This window comes from Fodinibius sp. SL11 (assembly GCF_052060035.1).
GTDB lineage: Bacteria > Bacteroidota > Rhodothermia > Balneolales > Balneolaceae > Fodinibius.
In genome coordinates, this window is the sequence record NZ_JBPOEA010000004.1 from 92610 (window position 1) to 110701 (window position 18092).

An 18092-nucleotide genomic window follows, 5' to 3' on the forward strand; every position below is an offset into this window, starting at 1 on the left:
CAGAAAATTTTATGAAACTTGTTTCTTTAAATCCTCAACTGCTGTTTGGACAGAATCCCTTCTGACATATAGTTTTATTTCCTCATGTCCAAGAGAGGGTACGTTAACTTTATAGGGACCAACAAAAATATCGGTATTGAAGTCTAAATGCATACCGGAGTTATCAATGATTTTACAAATATTTGGCTTAGACTTTGCCCATTCATAAACTACTTGTGGTTGATTTCTTATTTTTTTGATTAAAAAGAGATCACCTCTTTGCGAAGCTTTTGAACGTAGAAAAAAGAAAAGAAGGCCAATCCCTATAACAATTACTATAATCCAAGTGCTCATAATAAATAGTTTAATTAAAATTTATTGGAAATTAGGCTTGATGTTTTTGAGTAAACCTAACGGTGGAGCGCATAACCGGAGCGATTAAGGATAATAGATAATTGAAAAGCAAATATTATGGATACTGAAAACAGTGAGCGCTTTAGAAATAAAATGAAGCAAGTGAGAGATATTTACGGACTTAATAAAACTGACATGAGTAGAGTTTGCGGCTTTGGGGCTAATACTTGGCGGCGTTATGAGGCAGGAAAGGCGACACCGGAAAGTTCTAATAAAAAGCTTATTGAGCAGACGTTTAAGCCGCATGGCATGGCAAAACTTTTAGAAATGGTGAGTGATGATGACCGTGCGAAAATGGGCTACAGATGGGAAAATGCCAGAAATAAAGCATTAAGATACAAAGAGGGTATTGAGCAAAAAGCTACTGAATATAAGAGCAAACTCGCTGACAACTTTTTAGCGAACGTTAGAGAAGGAAGCGACGGCGAGTCGCTTCCGACTTAATGCGCTGGTTATCTTTTAAACAAAACTTATACTGATTATGACACAAGTAAAATGGGACGAAATGAGCAAAGAAGAAAAAGCCGAATATTTGAGACAGGCTGGGAGTGAGATTAAAAGCCAACAGTTTTTAGATGGCAGTAAAAAAGTAGGCGACAATTCTGCTGTTAGCCGAAAATATAAAATGATTATGGGCGGTGTGTCTATGAGTGGTTGGTGTGACACTGAGGAACAAGCCAAAGAAGAGGGACAGCAAAACTTCAAAAGTTTTGTTTAAGAAGATAACCTAGTCTTATACATATGACTCACCATACTATTCATTGTCATCATAACATGCAAAATAGCCCTTATCTTTATTCAAAAGCACATTGGAAATATATTATTCATCCAAGAGAATTAATTCATTGTACAAATAACATGTACACATAATATTGTTTATTCATATCCTCACTTTTTCAGGTTATTTCTCAAATCTTCACATCCTGTCTCATCTTTTCCCATTCTGTCCCAAACGGAAACAGTCAATTACACTCTGTTCCAGCCCATCCCGGGGTATTTTTCCTGATTTGATTTAGTGTTACGTTAGCATCAGTTATTGACAACAGTGGTGCTATTGCATTACGCTAACCAACGTTAAACCGATGCCTGAAACGCTGGAAAATAAGCCACAAGAAACCCAAGATCGGGACTATGCCACCTGCCTAGAAGAATTAGAGCAGGGCCTACCGACTTTTGGCCGTATTACCGGTACCACCGACGAACTCCAGCAAGTAGAAAAGGAGCTCCCATTCAATTTCCGGCAGCCCTTCAATGTGGTAAAAGCCATATTCAAACTGGAACCGGGGCTCTACTCTCTCCACACGGGCATCTCAGAAGATATTGTGATCGGATTTCGCATTGAACCAGCAGATGAGAAGCCGGGTACTCTGATCCAAGAAACTGTAGATGTCAGCAGAACTGCTCCTGAGAATTATTACCAGCAACGGGCCCTACGCCTGGAAGGTGAGCTGCATGACGCCGACCGCAAAATTCGTCAGCTCGTCGATGAAATCATGGGCCTTAAGCGACAACTCTCCGAAGACAAAACGGCTACGCTATTGACCCACCAAAAAGAGCTGGGCGACCTCAAGGAATCCCACCGCAACGAAATTGACCGCCTCAAAGAAATTCAACGAAGTAACCTGAAGGCTCTCGAAAAGGAGCTTGGCGAACTGGAAAAGGTAAAATTCCGCATGGAGATGGAGCAGCGGGCCGGCGGCCGCGATGCCGGAAGCCGCATGCTGGATATGCTGGAAGAAAATGCCCCCATGTTTTTTACCGTAATCTCCCAACTGTTTGCGGGTCAGGGCGGGCAAAATCAACAATTAAATCCCACGCCTGCTGGCTCTGATATCAACGAAGAGCAGGCCAAGGCCATGGCTGAATCTCTTAAAAGCCAATTACGACCTACTTCCGGCTCGCTACCCCAACAACCCCATAGCCCCTCTACCGACGAGGCGAGCCAACCCAAAGGTGCCGGGGACCAGACTCCTCGGCACCTTCCCTCCCAGGAGAACTCAGAGGATTCCGATGAATTTAAAACATCACCTACGCTAAACGGCATGTTTGAACCGCCCCATACCAACGGCCACGCCGAACCAACCATTAGCCTGTAACGAACACGATGAACCCCGGACAACTTACCCTTTTGAAAATGGCCTTGGAATACCTGGCGGGTCAACCTTGCGGATACGCCTGCTATGCCAAGCGCATAACCTCGCAGCTGGCCTTAATGCAACAGGGCGGGAATCCCATCACTATGGCCGACTGGGTCCGGATGGCAAAGATACTTTCTGTGGAAGCGATAAGCAGGGATATAGGAGCCGAACGCATTGCAAAAACAATATATCCCCTTGTGGATGGATTAGGGCAACACGCTAATACGCTTTGCTATATCCCTGCCCCTTTCGCTTGTAATCAATTGTTGAGTTTCACGGGCACGACCGTCAGCCCACAAGTCCGGCGACTGCTCACTGATGTCATCGCCGAACTACAAAAGCTCGTCAAAACCAACCGGTAATCATATCCATATCAACGATATCAACAACTATTGAGTAGCAGCTATCCCATACCAACTTCCCGCAACGCAGTCACGACCCATGGTTCAGTGACGAGCACTAAGGCGGCAGCAAGCCCCCACCAAGGAGATGCTGCCGCCTCTATTATTGCCCAGCGCAAGCAATACCCGGGAATCGAAGGTGTCCTGGAACTAGCCTCGAAGCTGGTCACCAAATATACCGGACGCGAGGATATCCGCGGGTTAGCGCTAAAAATTACCCGCAAGGTTCCCCGAAATATTAACACCGGTCTTCCTGACCTGCGGAATGTAGATCAAATTTCGGGTGCCATTTACAAGTGGATAACCAAAAATATCAACTACGTGCGGGACCCATGGAATATCGAGCGGATTCAATCTCCGGACGTGACCATTCGGCAACAAGCCGGGGATTGCGACGACCACGCGATCCTTTCGGCGGCCCTACTGCAAAGCCTGGGCATCCAAACCGGGTTTCGCATTGTCAGCCGAACGGGGCGAACCTACGACCATATTTATACCGTCTTTCGCTCCCCGCAGGGGTGGAAATCTTTTGATACGACCGTCGCCAAATATCCCGGGTTCAGGTTTGACGAGCGGCTGATCAAAAAGTCCAAGCACCTGCCCAACCGGATGCCGGACGGATTAGGCATTGACCCCATTACCCTGACGGCTGCTGCCACGACAGCCTTGAAAACGGGAGCCGCAATGAAACCACTGTTTTCCAAGTGGTTTGGCGCCAAAGATAAGGGCGAACGCACCCAGCGCGGGCAATGGCGGGACTACCTGATGGCCCGAGGGGTTCGTTCGGACGTGATTTCATTTTCACAAAAAGATAACGCCATCCTCCAGCAGTATGCCATGATTATCCAAGACCATGGGCAACCGGCCGTTGATTACTTGAACAAATTTGGAAGCTTGGACAACAGTTTCCTGGCCAACCAACAACAATCTCGAAACAAAAAATGGCTCCTGTACGGCGGACTCTCGGCCGGGCTTGCCGCGCTCGGCGGGATTAGCTACTGGGCCCTCAACCATTAACAACTGTTTATGAGTAGTTCCTATCTGCAACCCGTTGCTATACAACCCGAAAATGATCAATTAATCATATCCAGCCAGCTGCCTAGCGGTGGATTAGGAGGCTGGGAAGAAGATGATCCCTGCCGGTATGCCAATCAAAGCTGTAAGGGCAAAATGTTCGGAAAACTCAAACGCTGCCGACGCAAACGCGAAAAATCGCAAGCCCTCTGCAAAGCTCACGAGCGTAAGCTATCTGAAAAGAAGAGAATAGAACAGGAAAAACAGCAGCTTATGACCGCCTTACAGCACAACGTCACCGATACGGCAGCCAAACAAGAGACCGCAAGCACGGCCATGATTGCGGGTGCAGCGGTGGGCGGGGTTGCCATCCTGGGAGCCGCCATCATGTTGGTCCTCAAAAAGAAAAAATCCAAATCCCAATAGCATACCCCAACCCCTATGAACAACAGCTCCTACGATCAGTTAGACTTTTTGCAAACGACCCAGCCGTTTAACTACACAAACAGTTTCCTCCCTCCCGTGGGATCCACAACCAGCACCTCAAAGAAAACCAAGTTTGGCAGTATCCTCAATGACCTGTCCAGCTTTTTAACCACAGCGGCCGATACCGCCGTAACTGTGGATGGAGTTATCAATGGCGGGAAATCCCAATCTGGGGGCAGTGCCCTGACGCCCGAGCAACAGATGGCGTTGATGCAAGCCCAGAAGTCAAATGGAAATATGACCTCCCTTCTACTTATTGGCGGCGTTGTCGTCGTTGGTGGAGCTGTCACGTACACCCTGTTAAAAAAGAAATCCTGATATGACCGAAGCTATTCAAACAACAACCCATCCGATTGGGATCTCTCACTTTATTGACGGACATATTCCCAACGGGCGGTATCCCAATCCAACGACCTCGCAAGAAACAGTGTATCTGCAACCCACCGTCCAGTTGCAAGAAGTAGCGAAGGGTGCGGAAGTAACGGACCAACCCAAGCAAACCCTCTGCGAGCGCCTGGTCGAAGGGGATCCCACCAAAGGCATTCGCGCATGGTTTGATCGAAACAAGTCTACGCTGGGATGGATCGCCGGGGGATACCTGACGCTTCGAATCATAACCCGAGGGAGGTAACCGATGAGCCATTCTAACTATAGTGACAACGGGTTAGGCTCCCCAGCTATATCGGGTAATATCATAAGCTCGGAGGCCGGAGAACTGCGCATCATCGGGCGTCACCCCGAGCGGGGACTACCGAAATCTGGCGTGCCTTTTTCGGTGGATGTGGAGGTCGATATCTATCGCACTTTTTGGAACTCCTTTCTTTTTGTCGTCTGCCCGGATGTAGTGGTTGCCGCCCTGGATCCTCAAAACCGGTCTGTCTTAGCGATCTCCCGTATTGTTACCAGCATGTGGGACGGCTGTCGCGGTCAAGCTCGATTAGTCTTCGGACGCTCGTTCCGACCAGATCGCAATCACCCTGTTATTTTTGAACTTCACTACAGCAATGTCACCGAGGCGAATGTATCCCAGGCCAAGCCCCTCGCCTCCTCGAACGTGATGACCCTTGATCTGGATATCCAGGAAGGCCAACAAAGCGGAGTGTACGCCCAGCCCACCGAGTCCTGGTATGACATCAACCTACCAGACCCACAGCATGCTTTCAGCGGCGTCAATAGCACGCTCACCAAAGCATTATGGCTGATTGGTATTGGCGCAGGTGCGTACTTCCTGGCTCCCCTCATGCCCGGGCTTAGAGATAGTGTAACCCGGCTTGCCGAGCACAACAAGAAACAAGAGGAGCAGCCCAATGGATGAACTTATTGAAGGCCGAGACTACCAAATCGTTGATGACGGAATGGGTGATCTAAGCAGTTACCTGCGCCAAACCAGTCGAAACGCTTTTAAAAAAGCAATCGGTCTGGCCGACCGTGCCCTAAGCGGGCGTAAAGGACAAGCCGCTACCACGGCCCTTGTCCTGGCTGATCTGACCAAAGACAGGCGCTCTTTCCAGCAGGTATTCAACCGAAATGCCAACGTCATCAACCAGTACTTCGAACACGTCGATCTGCAGGCGGTAAGCGATATGATCGGCTTAGAGGATTCAGTCGCTAAAAGCAAAACTGTGTCTATGATCAAACATGCGGGCATTCTCTCGGCCGGTATTGCCATCGGTGTCGCCGGTCTCTCTTTATATAACAGAAAACAATCTTCAACATGACTCTTAGCATAGGCGACAAAGGCCCCCAGGTAATGCACCTGCAATCAGCATTGAAAGCCCTTGGTATCGGGCTCCCCAAATACGGCGTCGATGGGATATTTGGCCCGGAAACCCAGCAGGCGGTCAAACAAGCCCAGCAAAAATTGGGACTACCACCAAGCGGAACAGCTGATGAAGTATTGCTCAATAGGCTCGGCATTACCCAGCAATCCCTACAGGTGCCAACGAAAAGTGCATTACCCAAACCAGCTCTCCTTGCCATTGGGACCATCGCCATTATTGGAATTGGAATCGCAATTAAACAAACCAGACAGAAGTAATATGGAATCCATGACTGCCCAGCAGCTTGCAAAACTGAATATCAAAGGCATTCGAGTAGCCCAACCTTACGGGAGACTTATCGGCGAACCCGAGAAGAATGCCGTCATTTTTATCTGGGGCGAAAAAGGCGCCGGAAAATCCACGATGAGCCTGGGACTGGCCGACACCTTAGCCGAACATGGCCGCATCGAATATATCCCCGCCGAAGAGCATTTTGGCAAAACGCTAGTCGACCGCGTAAAACGCCTTGGAGCCACCCACCGGAACCTGAATTTCACCAAATGGAAATCAATTCAGGCCCTCAAAGAAATTCTGCTTAAAAACCGGTCCTTCGCCTGCATCCTGGATTCCATTTCAGTGATTGATGCCAACGCCAAGGAAACCGTTGAGCTAGCCCAATGGTGTCGCGAAAACGGAATCATGTTTGTCATGGTCTCCCATGCCACCAAGGACGGGCAGTATAAAGGCAACACCAGCATCGCCCATGAGTGTGATATTGAGATCAAAGTCACCAAAGAAGGCGGGGCCGAAACCGAGAAAAATCGCTATCGAGAACTTACCGCTATCGCCGTGCCCTTTACGGCCCAAGACCGCGAGGTGACACCAGCTAACCCTGCTGCCAAAGAAGAAACCAACCCAGACAAACGCGAAAACCCAGTGAATACTCCTTTTAAGATTACCCTCAAAGAAATCGACACCCTTCACAAGATTCGATCCTGGAAACGGATCAACTCCATGTTTGGAAGCAAAATGCCATGCTATGCCCCGAAGCATTCCGGAGAATCCGAAAACGCCCACCTGTCTATCCGATACACGGCCGACTATCCCAAGAAGCGATACATCATGGACTTGCTGCTGGACGGCCATCTGGAATATCAAGCCTGCACGGAAGGCAAAGGGGGTGGACTCAAAGCGTGCTGGAAAAAACTTGTTAGCAAATATGGCGATCTGGAAATCCGAATTTATAAGCAGGACCACGCCAAAGTCGTGCTGGGCGCCAAAGAGTACAAGCGCCAGGAACGTGCGCTTGGTAAAAAGGAGACCAAGTCTACTGCACCCGACTCACCTACAACAAAGACCAAGAAGAAACCGGCTGCTAAACCCAAGCCCGCTTCTACCAAACAAGAAAAAACGTCGTCGAAAGAACAACCGACGACGAATAATATTTCATCTGACGAAAAACCCCAGCAGATAGACATCGAAGCGGCCAAAGATAGTCAGGCTAAGCTGGACGCCTTCCTAACCAAAGTATTAGGCTAACCCCATGCGAGACAATCCGACTGTTACTCCTTTTGAAGACATTACAACTGAGGACTACCCCGGCATTTTTGGCGACTTTGATGGAGACGGGATCCCCAACGCCGACGACCCCAACCCACAACAGTTCGGCGACACCGAAACTGTCGAAGAGACCAAGCTTACCGAAGAAATCAAACAATTGATCGACTTGCGAGGCAACTACCAACAGGCCTTGGACGAGGTAACCAGCAAGCTCAAAGACCTACAACCGGAAGCCACCGTAAAGGGCCGAGTAAAATCGCCCTACTCGGTCATCAATAAATTGCGTCGCAAGCGCATTAAAGGAGATATCAAGCAGGCTAATTCTGGTGAGCTCTATACTCAGGGGCTGACGGATATGGCCGGATGCATGATTGTGCTGGCGGGTCAAGCTGAGCTGGACCAAGTAGTCAAAGAAATTTTTTCAGGAACAATCGGAGAAGTATTTGAACATGAAGACAAATACGCCGAACCCGTCGGTGGCTATCGAGCACATCACTTCATCGTGATGGCTGGCACCGCCGGTGATATTCCGGTCGAGGTGCAGGTGAAGACCCAGCGTATGGCGCAAATAGCAAAAGCAGCTCACACGCCGTACAAAAATGGACAGCTTAACACTAATCGAATGCACCAGCTCACTGACCTGGCCTGGCAAGCTGATCAAGGTGACAAGCAAGCAGCCCGTAGTATTGACTCCCTCCTTGGAAATCCAGTAAAACTAACCAGCGAATTGACGACCCGCGAGAATCCTTCGAGTGACCTGCAGCAGCTTCAGGACTCCTTTACTGAAACCATAAAAAAACTGGCCCTCGCCTTTTCCCTCGACAGGTTTCCCAACGAACATCGCAAGCAAGCCTTGGAACTGTTTCGGGGCCATGGAAAAGTAATTGGCGTCGATTTCGACAAGATATTTTCATCAGCCCAGCAGGAAGCAAAAAAGACTGAAAATAATGGCGACCCATCATACCAACCCTCCGAAGATCGGCCGGGAGAATCGGGATTTGGAAGCCGTTTTTCCGGCCTCCAGCTGAAAAACTTTGCCCCCATTAAACTCTCGAAATCCGAGCGACGGAAAGCCAACGAAGCGGCACTGGCCGTCTTGGAAAAAGAGGACCGGGCGATTACCGAATCCGATCTGGATATGCTCCGACAATACACCGGCGCCGGTGGACTCGGATATGGCGAAGACGCAACCGGGACCGAGCGTGGCCTGCTCAACGAGCATTACACCTCCTACCCGTTAGTCAAAATGATCTGGGATAAACTCCAGGCCATGGGCGTGGATGGTGGCAACATTTTAGAACCCGGGGCGGGCGTGGGCAATTTTGCAGGCTTCCTTCCCAACCGCGAAACCTATCGCATGCTGATGGTTGAGCGGTCGGCGGTGAGCTCCCGCATTGCGGGGCTGTTATACCCAAGCCAGCTGGTCCGGCACGAAAACTTTGCCCAGACCGACCTGTCACTATACAACCTGACCGGAGCCATAGGCAATGTCCCCTTTGGCGATATCAAAATTCACACCCAGCGCGACCCGCTGGCTTCCCTCAATCCGCGCATCCACGACTACTTTATCTTGAAGTCCCTGGACGCCCTCCAACCCGGCGGATTTTTGGCGGTAATTACTTCAGTCGGTACCATGGACAAGAAGGATCCAGCCATCCGACAGGCCATGGTCCAGCGAGCCCGATTTGTGGGTGCCTACCGGTTGCCCTCGACCGCATTCAAAGACAATGCCGATACGCTGGTCACCACGGATCTGATCTTGTTTCAAAAATACCCTGATGTTGACGGCGAAACCCATCCAGATGTAGGCAGCGAATTAAATCAGCTCTTTGCTTACCAGGAACTTGCTGTCAGTATTACCGAACATAACGGCGAATCCTACGGGGCCTATTATAACCCATATTACCAGAAATATCCCCAGCAGGTATTAGGTGAGCATATTCAAGGCCACGACATGCAGTTTCTGACCCGCATGGGCGTAAAAGGCCAGGTGGATGAGGCTTTGACCGGTAAAGTTCTTGGAGACGGTCTTCGCTTTCCGTATCCGCTTCCGGGACAGTTGCCGTTCTACCGGATCCCCGATGAGGGCGTGTGCCTGGAGACGACCCGCGATTATCACGCCGGGAATATTGTCTGGCACGGGGAGAAATTCTACGAAAAACAGCGCCACTATTTTAAACCCATTGCTGTAGGAAGCACCGACAAAGCAGGTGAAGGGTTGCGTGAAAAAATCGCCTCGGCCTGCCAGATGCTGGATACATACGATGATTTTGTAACGGCACTGGCCCAAGACAGCGAGCAGAAAGAGCCGCTTCGTGGGGAGTTTAAGGAGCTACTTCAATCTCATATCGATGCCTACGACATTCCAGATGAAGACGAGGATATCCGCGAGATATTCCGCTATGACAACCGGTTGTATAAACTCACGACCTTTGTGAAACGCGATCCCATTAGTGGCCAGCTCGTATATGCCGATATCATCGATGCCGACTCCCTATTTAACCGCAACTACGTGCCGGCGGTTTCCGACTCCGATGACCTGGCTGAAATTGCCATGTATGGCCGCTCCATCGGCGAAGAGCTGACGCTTGATTTCTATCAGTCCACCTATAAGGGCGGCACAGCCAGCCGGACCGAACTCACCGAAGCAATTGAGAACCACCCTGACTTCTTTTACAATCCCGAGACCAATAATTACGAGTTTCGTTACCAATACCTGGCCGGAAATGTTCGGCGTAAGTTAGAGCTGGCCGAAGACAACCAGCTGGAGAAAAATACCGAGGCCCTAAAAGCAGTGCTCCCTGAGTGGATTGATGCCTACAGCATTACCGTCGATCCGCGCCACATTTTTACCTACTTGCCAACGAAAGTCCTTACCCAGTGGATCAAAGATGAGCTGGGCTACCGGGACGTACATATCGGCCTCGTCAAAGATAAAGCCGAACTCGGCAACCGGTTCTATATGAAGCTCCGCAAAGGCGGACGGTATATAAAAAATAGCGAGGAAACGGCCGATGACTGGAACCAAGGTTGGGGCGAGACGCCACTTAGCAAGATTATCAATAATTATATTCAGGATTCCAGTTTCCCGCTGGTATTCTACGATGAGGACGACAATGTGCTCCCGAATATGACGCTCAAACGAGCGGAGCAAACCGGCCAGCAGGCGCTCATCGAACGAGCCCGAGCCAAACAGCGGACCCATAATGACCAGATGCTCACGCGCGTGCCTCAAAAGTTCAACCAATGGGTACGCACCAAAGCCTCTACCGAAATTCGTGACCTCATTGAGGAGGCATATAATCACGAGTACAACGCTCATATCAACCCGCAATTCGATGGGAGCACCCTCCGTGTGCGTGGTATGTCTGACACCTTTTACGGCGTCAAAGACTTTGCGGTGTATAAACACAACCGTGCGGTCGCCGAGAAACTGGTTTGGAACGGGCGCGGGGCCAACTGCCATGACGTGGGCGCCGGGAAAACGCTATCCTCCATTATTACCTCCCAAGTCCTGCTGCAACAGGGAGCCTGCAACAAGCCCATGTTCGTCGTGCCCGGGAAAGTTCAGGAAAAGTGGGTCGAAGAGTACGCCATGCTGTTCCCGGAAGCCAAAATCCTCAATATGAAAATGACGGGTTCCGAACGCCACAAGGAACTCACTATGGCCCAGCTCTACAACTGGGACGCAATCTTTATCGCCGACCACGCCTTCAAGAGCCTGCCACTCTCTCCGGCCGTCCAGCAGCAAATGTACTCGGAGCGCGTCGAATACTTCGATCAAATGATTGACAGTTTTGACGAGCTTATCGAAGAGGATGACGCGCTAAGCTCAACGGCCAAAAAGTCGATGATAACCCGCCTGGAGAAGATGAAAGAAGAATGGGAGGCTAAGCTGCGCAACGTAGCCAGTGCCCAGCGCCTGGATACCGATATCTTTTTTGATGAGCTCGGTGTGGACGCCCTATTCTTTGACGAAGCCCACTTCTACAAAAATGCCCTGGGCAGCGCCAAAGCCGCCAAGTTGGGCATTGCAGCTAATAAACCGTCCCAACGAGCCGAAGACGCCCTCCAAAAAACGAAGTGGCTGTTTTCCAAAATAGGCTTTAAAAACGTCTTTGTACTGACCGCTACTCCGGTCGTCAACTCTCCGGTGGAAGTATGGCACATGCTCAACCTCTGTGCTCCGAACCTGCTCGAAAAATACCAAATTGCCAACCTGGATAACTTTATTAACCAGTTTGTTCGCGAGGAAGAAAAGATCGTCAAAAAGACCAACGGCGAATACCGAACCGAGCGCGTAGTAGCCGGATACTATAATCTCCCAGAAATGCGGGCGATTATTGACGAAGTCATGGACATCAAAAGCTATGATCAGCTGGTGGGATTTTACGAGAAGTTTCCAGACCTACTCAAAGATGAGTCTGGAAAAGTCGTAACCGACAACCAGGGCAATCCCCAAGCGCTAAAACCAAAATTCAAGCGCCCCGAGGCCGAAACCAAACAGGAGGTGATTGAACCCAGCGAAATTCACAAATTGTTATTTGATGATATCATCCTCCGGGCCGATAACATCTTGGACTGCATGCGCCAGCGCGGATGCCAGACCAAAGACAATTTCCTGGTCATTACCGGCGATGGCAGCAAAATTGCGACCGACCTCCGCGTCTATGACCACAGTTTCGCAGGCGTGGATGGAAAATTCCTGAAACTGGGAGCCCTGGTCGATAACGTAGCCGAAAGTTACGCCTACCGTGAAAACCCTGCTCCAAGCAGAGTACCGGAAAGCATCTATGGGGACTTCTTCTCCAAGGGTACTCTTCATATGCGAGAAAATCCGAACCCATACAACGATCCCCGAATCCCACGCCATGAACTTATCGAAAAACTTCAGTCTCTCAACTACTTTGATGAAGTAGTCCAAGAAATGAAGGCCACTGAAGGTAATCTCCACGAGGTTCCAGTAGGCAAGCAGTTCCTGTTGAATAAAATCGAGAAGCAACGCGAGAAACTCTCCGATGGCAGCGATCAGATGGAAGAAACCTTTGACCGGGCTGTTATGATTGTCGAGGCGTTGTATAGCGGGCGCAAGAATCCAGCGGCCCCCGTATTTCGCAATCAAATCATTTTCTGCGACTGGATCTCTGTGGAAGGCCAAAAAGGTGGCAGTTATCACCAGCTGATTAAGCAGGAACTCGAAAAAGAAGGGATTCCAGCCAAAGAAATAGCCATTATTAACGGCTCGATTATTGGTACTGACGGCAAAGGTGATGACTATTTTGTCTCCTCCTCCGATGACAAGGAAGCCCTCAAAAAAGAGGTCCAAGACGATTTTAACCTGGGCAAGTACAGAGTACTGATTGGCAACCAGTCTATTGCCGAAGGCATGAACCTGCAAAAATGGACCACCGACCTGCATCACATGGACGTGCCCTACACCCCTTCGCAAATTCAGCAGCGCAACGGCCGCGGGCTCCGGCAGGGAAACCAACACAGAAAAGTGAAAATCCACTTTTACCTGATGAAGGATTCCTTCGATCAGTATCGCCTAGAGCTAGTCAGCAAGAAACAAAGCTGGATCGACGAACTCTTCTTTGGCGACGGTCGGGAAACCTCTGCCGACTCCGAGGGAGAGTCTCTGGAATACGAGCAGATGGTGGCCGCCACCAACTCCGATCCCCGAGTCAAAGAATTCTTCCAATCCAAAGCCCAAACCAAGGTGTTGAAGGCCCGCATCGACTCCCTGCTAAGCGAGACACAGCGTCTAGAGTCTTCCCTTGGGCAAGCAAGCCAGGACGTGACCAAACGTTCCGAGCGAATGGAGTCTGCTATCCAAAGAGAACAAGCACTAATTGATTCAAAACTACCAACTTCAGCCACCGAAGCCCTTGACCAAGGACTCATTCGCATCGGCTGGTTAGACTACAGCGGGGAGATAGGAACCATTGAAAACAACCTGTCTTCCGACGGCAAACGCATTCCCCGGTTCCGCCACGAGCTGGCTTTGGAAGTGCCCAAAAATAACGCCAATGGCCGGGTGCTGTTTAACCTGATTCCTGATCCGAACGCACCCAATCGAAGCTTCTACAATAAGATTAAATGGAGTTCCATCAAACAGATGGCAGGCGACCAGCTAAATAACCAATTCGGCTGGAGCATGGACGAACCAGTCCAATCAGGCCGAAGTCTGGCGGGAAACAAAGGGAATATCATCGCCGACGAATCTGACTTTTTCGCCCATTATGAGGTAGATATCGAGGCCGAAAAACAAAAAACGGATCCAGACGGAACCGAAGCAACCTATGACCAGATCAAGCAACGGCTCGGCATGTACAAAACCCAGCGCTGGCTGCCAATCATAAAACACAAACTGGCCGGACTCTTCCTAGCCCTGGAACAAGGCTGGCAGCAATCGGCCCAGACTCGCATTGAGCAGATTACCTCCGAGCTGGAACGCTCGAAGAAAACCCTGCGTGAACTTGAGGCCAGTCATCAGCAAACCCAAAAAGAATTGGAGCAAGCCCAATTGGATCTCACCTCCAACCAGGACACCGTAACCAAATTGCAAGATGTGGTCAACGAGTTGGTAAAGACCAAATTTTCTGACCGTACGGAGCTTTATGAAGAACTCAACCGCATTGCACCCCAATATGGGGTGAAAGGAACGGTTCGCGTGCGTGTGGTTGGTATTTATCGCGACAGTTCACCGGACGAAAAAATACGCCCAAACCGATCCGGCAAACAATCAACGAAATCTCTCCCCATGCCTCTGAAAACCTTATTTGGCGACCCACTGGTGTACGCGGGCTCCGTTGGTGAACTGGAATTTATTGACACCAAAGGATTTATGCAGCGCATTGTCTCGGAGGATGAGGGTCTAGCCATGATTATCGACGCCGAGGGAACCACGCTGTTTGCCTTCCCGACTGAACGCATGAAGCTCCTAAAAGGAGCCTTTAACAACGGAGATGCCGAACAGATGTACCAGGAGTTCCACCATTTCCCGGCCGACGGCTACGACTATGAACTGTTTCCACCGGCTGGCGCCGAGCTGATCTCGATTGGTCATGCCGAGCGCATCATGTACAGCAGCGACAAGGTGATCTACTCCGGCGACCAGAAAGGAGACGACCACCACTATTACCACTATTTCGACGACGGGAAGCGTCCTGTCTTCCAATATGGGGACGTGTATATCATCACCAACCTGAATATTGACGGCCGAGGCATCCTTAATTAACCCTTATCGAACCAACCTATGACCCAACGAATATTTGCAAAAAATCCAACTCACTTGGATATAATCGAAAACCCAACAACCCCTAAACCTGCAACTATGGCAAAACAAACAACTACCGAAAAAGCGGTAAGCGAATTTAAGCAGCAGCTTATCACTGCCGGATATATTGTGGGCGGCCAGGCAATTGGTGCGCAGCTCAACGGGCTGGCCGTTCCCGCTATTCTTGGCGGAAGCTCGGCTACCGTCCAGCAAGCGGCCCGCGTTGGCCTGCCTCTTACCCTCGGCATGGTCTTCACCATGTTTACCAAAAACACTCACCTTCGCGGCTTGGCTATGGGCCTCGGCGTGCAAGGCGTAATGGAACTCATCAAGTTCATCATGCCCGACTGGACGCCTTCCCAGGGCCTGATGGAAGGCAGCGAATACCTATGGGATGAGCAAAACCTATCCCCTGAGCCAGCGCCACCGGTATCCCTCCCCAAAGAAACCGGCCACATCTCTCAAATCGAAACTGTATTTGAAGATACCGTGGAGGTGTAATCGGCAACCCATTTTTCTCATAGCTCCTGCTGAACAAGGGACTGCCTGCGGGAACAAGCAGTAGGCCAAAGCGGCCCCATTTACAACCCTTTTAACTAACAACGAACTATGAGTAACCAAATTTCTAAAAAAGCTATTGTCCCCGCCAGCGCGCGCATCAAAACCTATTTTGATACCCAGCAAGTCACCAAAAACGGCGCTGTCGTTAACTTCTTTCCGCCCAACTCCACGCGGAAAATCACCCGCAACAATTACGTGGGTAATCCCTTCCCGGGGGAACTCAAGCGACGTATCCTTGCGCTTTCCTTCGAGGTAACCAAACAGTTCATTGAGGATGATGAAGCTAACAGCATCGATGCCCGCGGGATCGTCAACTCGCTGAAGGATGCCGGCGTTATTTTGCAGGCCGATAATGACAACAAGGAGTTCCTGCGCGTGCCCATCTCCAAGCACTCCAACTTCTCCGGCACGGACGTGCAGTTGGTGGCCGGCACGGCGAATACCGTAGATGCTCCGGTGGTCTTCAAACGTATCGCCGCCCTTCGCTCAGCGGACGAGTATCGCCTGGCTGACCCATTCGATCTGGCTGTAAATCAGACCTTGTCGCTGTCAGTTCACTTTGAGGATTCCTCGGTGTTCCCAAGCGACGAAAACTGGACAACTTCCGGCCAGGGCCTGTTGTACCTGCGCGCCAGCATTGTCGTGGCTGAAATGAAGCCTGAAAAATAACCCCTCTGTCCGGCAGCGGCCTTCGGGTCGTTGCCGGCTTTTTTATTGCCCTAACTCCTAGCTGACCGTAATGAAAATTGTAAAAAATTTTATTCCACCAACCGAATCTACGCCTTTTAATCCGGCCAAAGCAATTGAAATCCCAGCCGGTGGCACCCGGCACATGATGATGAATGGCATGGGCGGGGAAAGTTTTGGCGTCCAAAAGATATTGCCCTACGCCTTAGACATGAATAAGGTGTTTGTATCCGCTCGACTTAACGAGGATTTGTACCTGTTTCGCGACCTGCAATTATCGGTTGTTCATCAGTTGTTTCGCCACATTGATGGCCTGCTGGCCCCATTCATTATCCAAAAAAGTAACAGCCTGGTCTTCGAGCTGACCAATACCCACAACGCCCCTCAGACGGTCAACATCCAGCTGGTGGGCTATGACCATTATAGCCTTACAAAACTGATCAACATCTACTCTGAAATTAGCAGTCCGATGCCCCAACCGCGCTTTCTCTACGGGCAAGCCGCATTAGCCCCGGGTGCAGTAAATATCGATATGGGCGTAAAAGCCAAAAGCATCGACGTAGAAGCCCGACGCCTGGCAATGAGCAGCGACCGGCCCGGCGATATCACCGCCAGCCTGAAGGTCTACAACACCACCATTCGCAACGAAGTGTATTTGGAGCAGATTAACGACGAGTTTGGTCAGTTCTATGCCAATGTGCCCTTTATCATTGGCTCCAATATGCCGTTCCAGGTGTACGCCTCCAACAAAGGAGCGCAGCAGGCTGGCGTAAGTTTTCTCTGTGAATCCTACGCGGTACAGAAGTCTGAGCCGAACCCACTGGAGGTATAACCATGTGGAACAGCCTCATCCAGTCGCTTTGCGAGCTCACCCAGAAAATGGATGCCCTATTAGATCAACTCAAGGTAAATGCCCCTTCCATCGGAATCGGACCCGCCGGACGTATCGGGACCTCTATTTCGCCGGTCCTCAAGCAGGGGACAAATCCTGTCAAGCTCGTGAACGGCAACCCCATGCGCCTTGGAGTCATCATCCAAAATAACAGCGACGGGGAGTTTATGGTCGCCCTTGACGAAAATCGCATTGACGAGCGGTACTACACCTTCCGGCTGAAACCGGGCGAAACCCTCCATATGGACGAGCGTCAGTTCAAAGAACTCTACAAAGGCGGCATGATGGGCCTGTGGGATGAGGAGTCCGGAGCACTCGAAACCTCGAAAGCCCTCGTAACCGAAATCTTCTGGAGCGCCTGACATGAGCGAAATTACCGGCAAAGAGTTTTCCGAAGGATTTAAAATGCGTGTGGTCAGCGGCATGCTGGTCGACGGTTCCATCCAGGTCTCATGGGCCACCGGCCAAAAAGCCTCATCCCAAATGGATTGGGGATTGGATCCCGATAACATGGCTACTACCCCTGAATACCACCGCGAACCTGCGGAGATGGTCCGCTACCACACGCTGTATTTCCCCATTACCTATTTGGATGCCCGGCACTATTTCCGAGTACGTTCCAAGACTTCCAACGAACTAGTAGGGCAATCCCCTATCTATTCAGTCATTACTCCGGATGATGTCAAAATAACAAGCGACAATCACTTAAAGAGTATCGTTCAGCTAATAATCACCCCCATTCCGACTACAGACATGATAACTGATACCTCTATCAAAAATATTTCAACGACGGATTACGAACCAACATCATTTACTCAAACCGCAATATCAGAAATAAACACTGACTCAAATATCTCACCACATCAGGGCCCAACCTCTTCCAACTATTCCACCAACCCAATAACAACAATTCTGTAATCC

At 50.2% G+C, this 18092-nt stretch carries 19 protein-coding genes; 18 read left to right on the forward strand and 1 reads right to left on the reverse strand.

The genetic code is table 11. The features are described from left to right. Window positions 1–9: 9 nt before the first annotated feature. Window positions 10–333, reverse strand: coding sequence for a hypothetical protein (locus ACQ76V_RS07535; RefSeq protein ID WP_440999874.1), 324 nt, complete (start codon window positions 331–333; stop codon window positions 10–12). 117 nt (window positions 334–450) lie between these two features. On the opposite strand from ACQ76V_RS07535, the gene ACQ76V_RS07540 reads away from it, so the two are divergent. From ACQ76V_RS07540 to ACQ76V_RS07625, 18 genes are all read left to right on the forward strand, one after another. Further along, the gene (locus ACQ76V_RS07540; protein WP_440999875.1) at window positions 451–837 is read left to right on the forward strand and encodes a hypothetical protein; all 387 of its coding nucleotides are present in this window, start codon (window positions 451–453) and stop codon (window positions 835–837) included. A 37-nt stretch (window positions 838–874) separates the two neighbouring features. After that, the gene (locus tag ACQ76V_RS07545) at window positions 875–1111 is read left to right on the forward strand and encodes a hypothetical protein (RefSeq protein ID WP_440999876.1); all 237 of its coding nucleotides are present in this window, start codon (window positions 875–877) and stop codon (window positions 1109–1111) included. A 364-nt stretch (window positions 1112–1475) separates the two neighbouring features. Next, window positions 1476–2489, forward strand: a complete 1014-nt coding sequence (locus ACQ76V_RS07550) for a hypothetical protein (RefSeq protein WP_440999877.1) — start codon at window positions 1476–1478, stop codon at window positions 2487–2489. Between the two features lie 8 nt (window positions 2490–2497). Beyond that, on the forward strand, window positions 2498–2893 hold the full coding sequence (locus ACQ76V_RS07555) for a hypothetical protein (RefSeq protein ID WP_440999878.1): 396 nt from the start codon (window positions 2498–2500) through the stop codon (window positions 2891–2893). Between the two features lie 30 nt (window positions 2894–2923). Beyond that, on the forward strand, window positions 2924–3949 hold the full coding sequence (locus ACQ76V_RS07560; protein ID WP_440999879.1) for a transglutaminase-like domain-containing protein: 1026 nt from the start codon (window positions 2924–2926) through the stop codon (window positions 3947–3949). 9 nt (window positions 3950–3958) lie between these two features. Continuing rightward, complete coding sequence (locus ACQ76V_RS07565; protein ID WP_440999880.1) at window positions 3959–4372, forward strand: hypothetical protein; 414 nt, start codon at window positions 3959–3961, stop codon at window positions 4370–4372. A 15-nt stretch (window positions 4373–4387) separates the two neighbouring features. Next, entirely contained in the window at window positions 4388–4750 is a 363-nt protein-coding gene (locus ACQ76V_RS07570; protein WP_440999881.1) for a hypothetical protein, read from the forward strand. A 1-nt stretch (window position 4751) separates the two neighbouring features. Then, on the forward strand, window positions 4752–5063 hold the full coding sequence (locus tag ACQ76V_RS07575; RefSeq protein ID WP_440999882.1) for a hypothetical protein: 312 nt from the start codon (window positions 4752–4754) through the stop codon (window positions 5061–5063). A 3-nt stretch (window positions 5064–5066) separates the two neighbouring features. Next, complete coding sequence (locus ACQ76V_RS07580) at window positions 5067–5747, forward strand: hypothetical protein (RefSeq protein WP_440999883.1); 681 nt, start codon at window positions 5067–5069, stop codon at window positions 5745–5747. Next, window positions 5704–6150 carry a hypothetical protein gene (locus ACQ76V_RS07585; protein ID WP_440999884.1) on the forward strand — a complete coding sequence of 149 codons (447 nt, stop codon included), beginning with the start codon at window positions 5704–5706 and terminating at the stop codon, window positions 6148–6150. The genes ACQ76V_RS07580 and ACQ76V_RS07585 overlap by 44 nt, the downstream gene beginning before the upstream one ends. Continuing rightward, on the forward strand, window positions 6147–6470 hold the full coding sequence (locus ACQ76V_RS07590) for a peptidoglycan-binding domain-containing protein (protein ID WP_440999885.1): 324 nt from the start codon (window positions 6147–6149) through the stop codon (window positions 6468–6470). Before ACQ76V_RS07585 ends, ACQ76V_RS07590 begins: the two co-directional genes overlap by 4 nt. Before the next feature lies 1 nt (window position 6471). Next, entirely contained in the window at window positions 6472–7731 is a 1260-nt protein-coding gene (locus ACQ76V_RS07595) for a hypothetical protein (RefSeq protein ID WP_440999886.1), read from the forward strand. Window positions 7732–7735: 4 nt separating this feature from the next. Beyond that, a complete protein-coding gene (locus tag ACQ76V_RS07600; protein WP_440999887.1) occupies window positions 7736–14992 on the forward strand; it encodes a helicase-related protein in 7257 nt (2418 codons plus the stop codon). Between the two features lie 18 nt (window positions 14993–15010). Continuing rightward, complete coding sequence (locus tag ACQ76V_RS07605; RefSeq protein ID WP_440999888.1) at window positions 15011–15532, forward strand: hypothetical protein; 522 nt, start codon at window positions 15011–15013, stop codon at window positions 15530–15532. A gap of 108 nt (window positions 15533–15640) precedes the next feature. Beyond that, on the forward strand, window positions 15641–16261 hold the full coding sequence (locus ACQ76V_RS07610; RefSeq protein WP_440999889.1) for a hypothetical protein: 621 nt from the start codon (window positions 15641–15643) through the stop codon (window positions 16259–16261). Window positions 16262–16331: 70 nt separating this feature from the next. Further along, complete coding sequence (locus tag ACQ76V_RS07615; RefSeq protein WP_440999890.1) at window positions 16332–17111, forward strand: hypothetical protein; 780 nt, start codon at window positions 16332–16334, stop codon at window positions 17109–17111. A 182-nt stretch (window positions 17112–17293) separates the two neighbouring features. Further along, window positions 17294–17533, forward strand: a complete 240-nt coding sequence (locus ACQ76V_RS07620) for a hypothetical protein (protein ID WP_440999891.1) — start codon at window positions 17294–17296, stop codon at window positions 17531–17533. A 1-nt stretch (window position 17534) separates the two neighbouring features. Then, complete coding sequence (locus tag ACQ76V_RS07625; protein WP_440999892.1) at window positions 17535–18089, forward strand: hypothetical protein; 555 nt, start codon at window positions 17535–17537, stop codon at window positions 18087–18089. The last annotated feature ends 3 nt before the right edge of the window (window positions 18090–18092 follow it).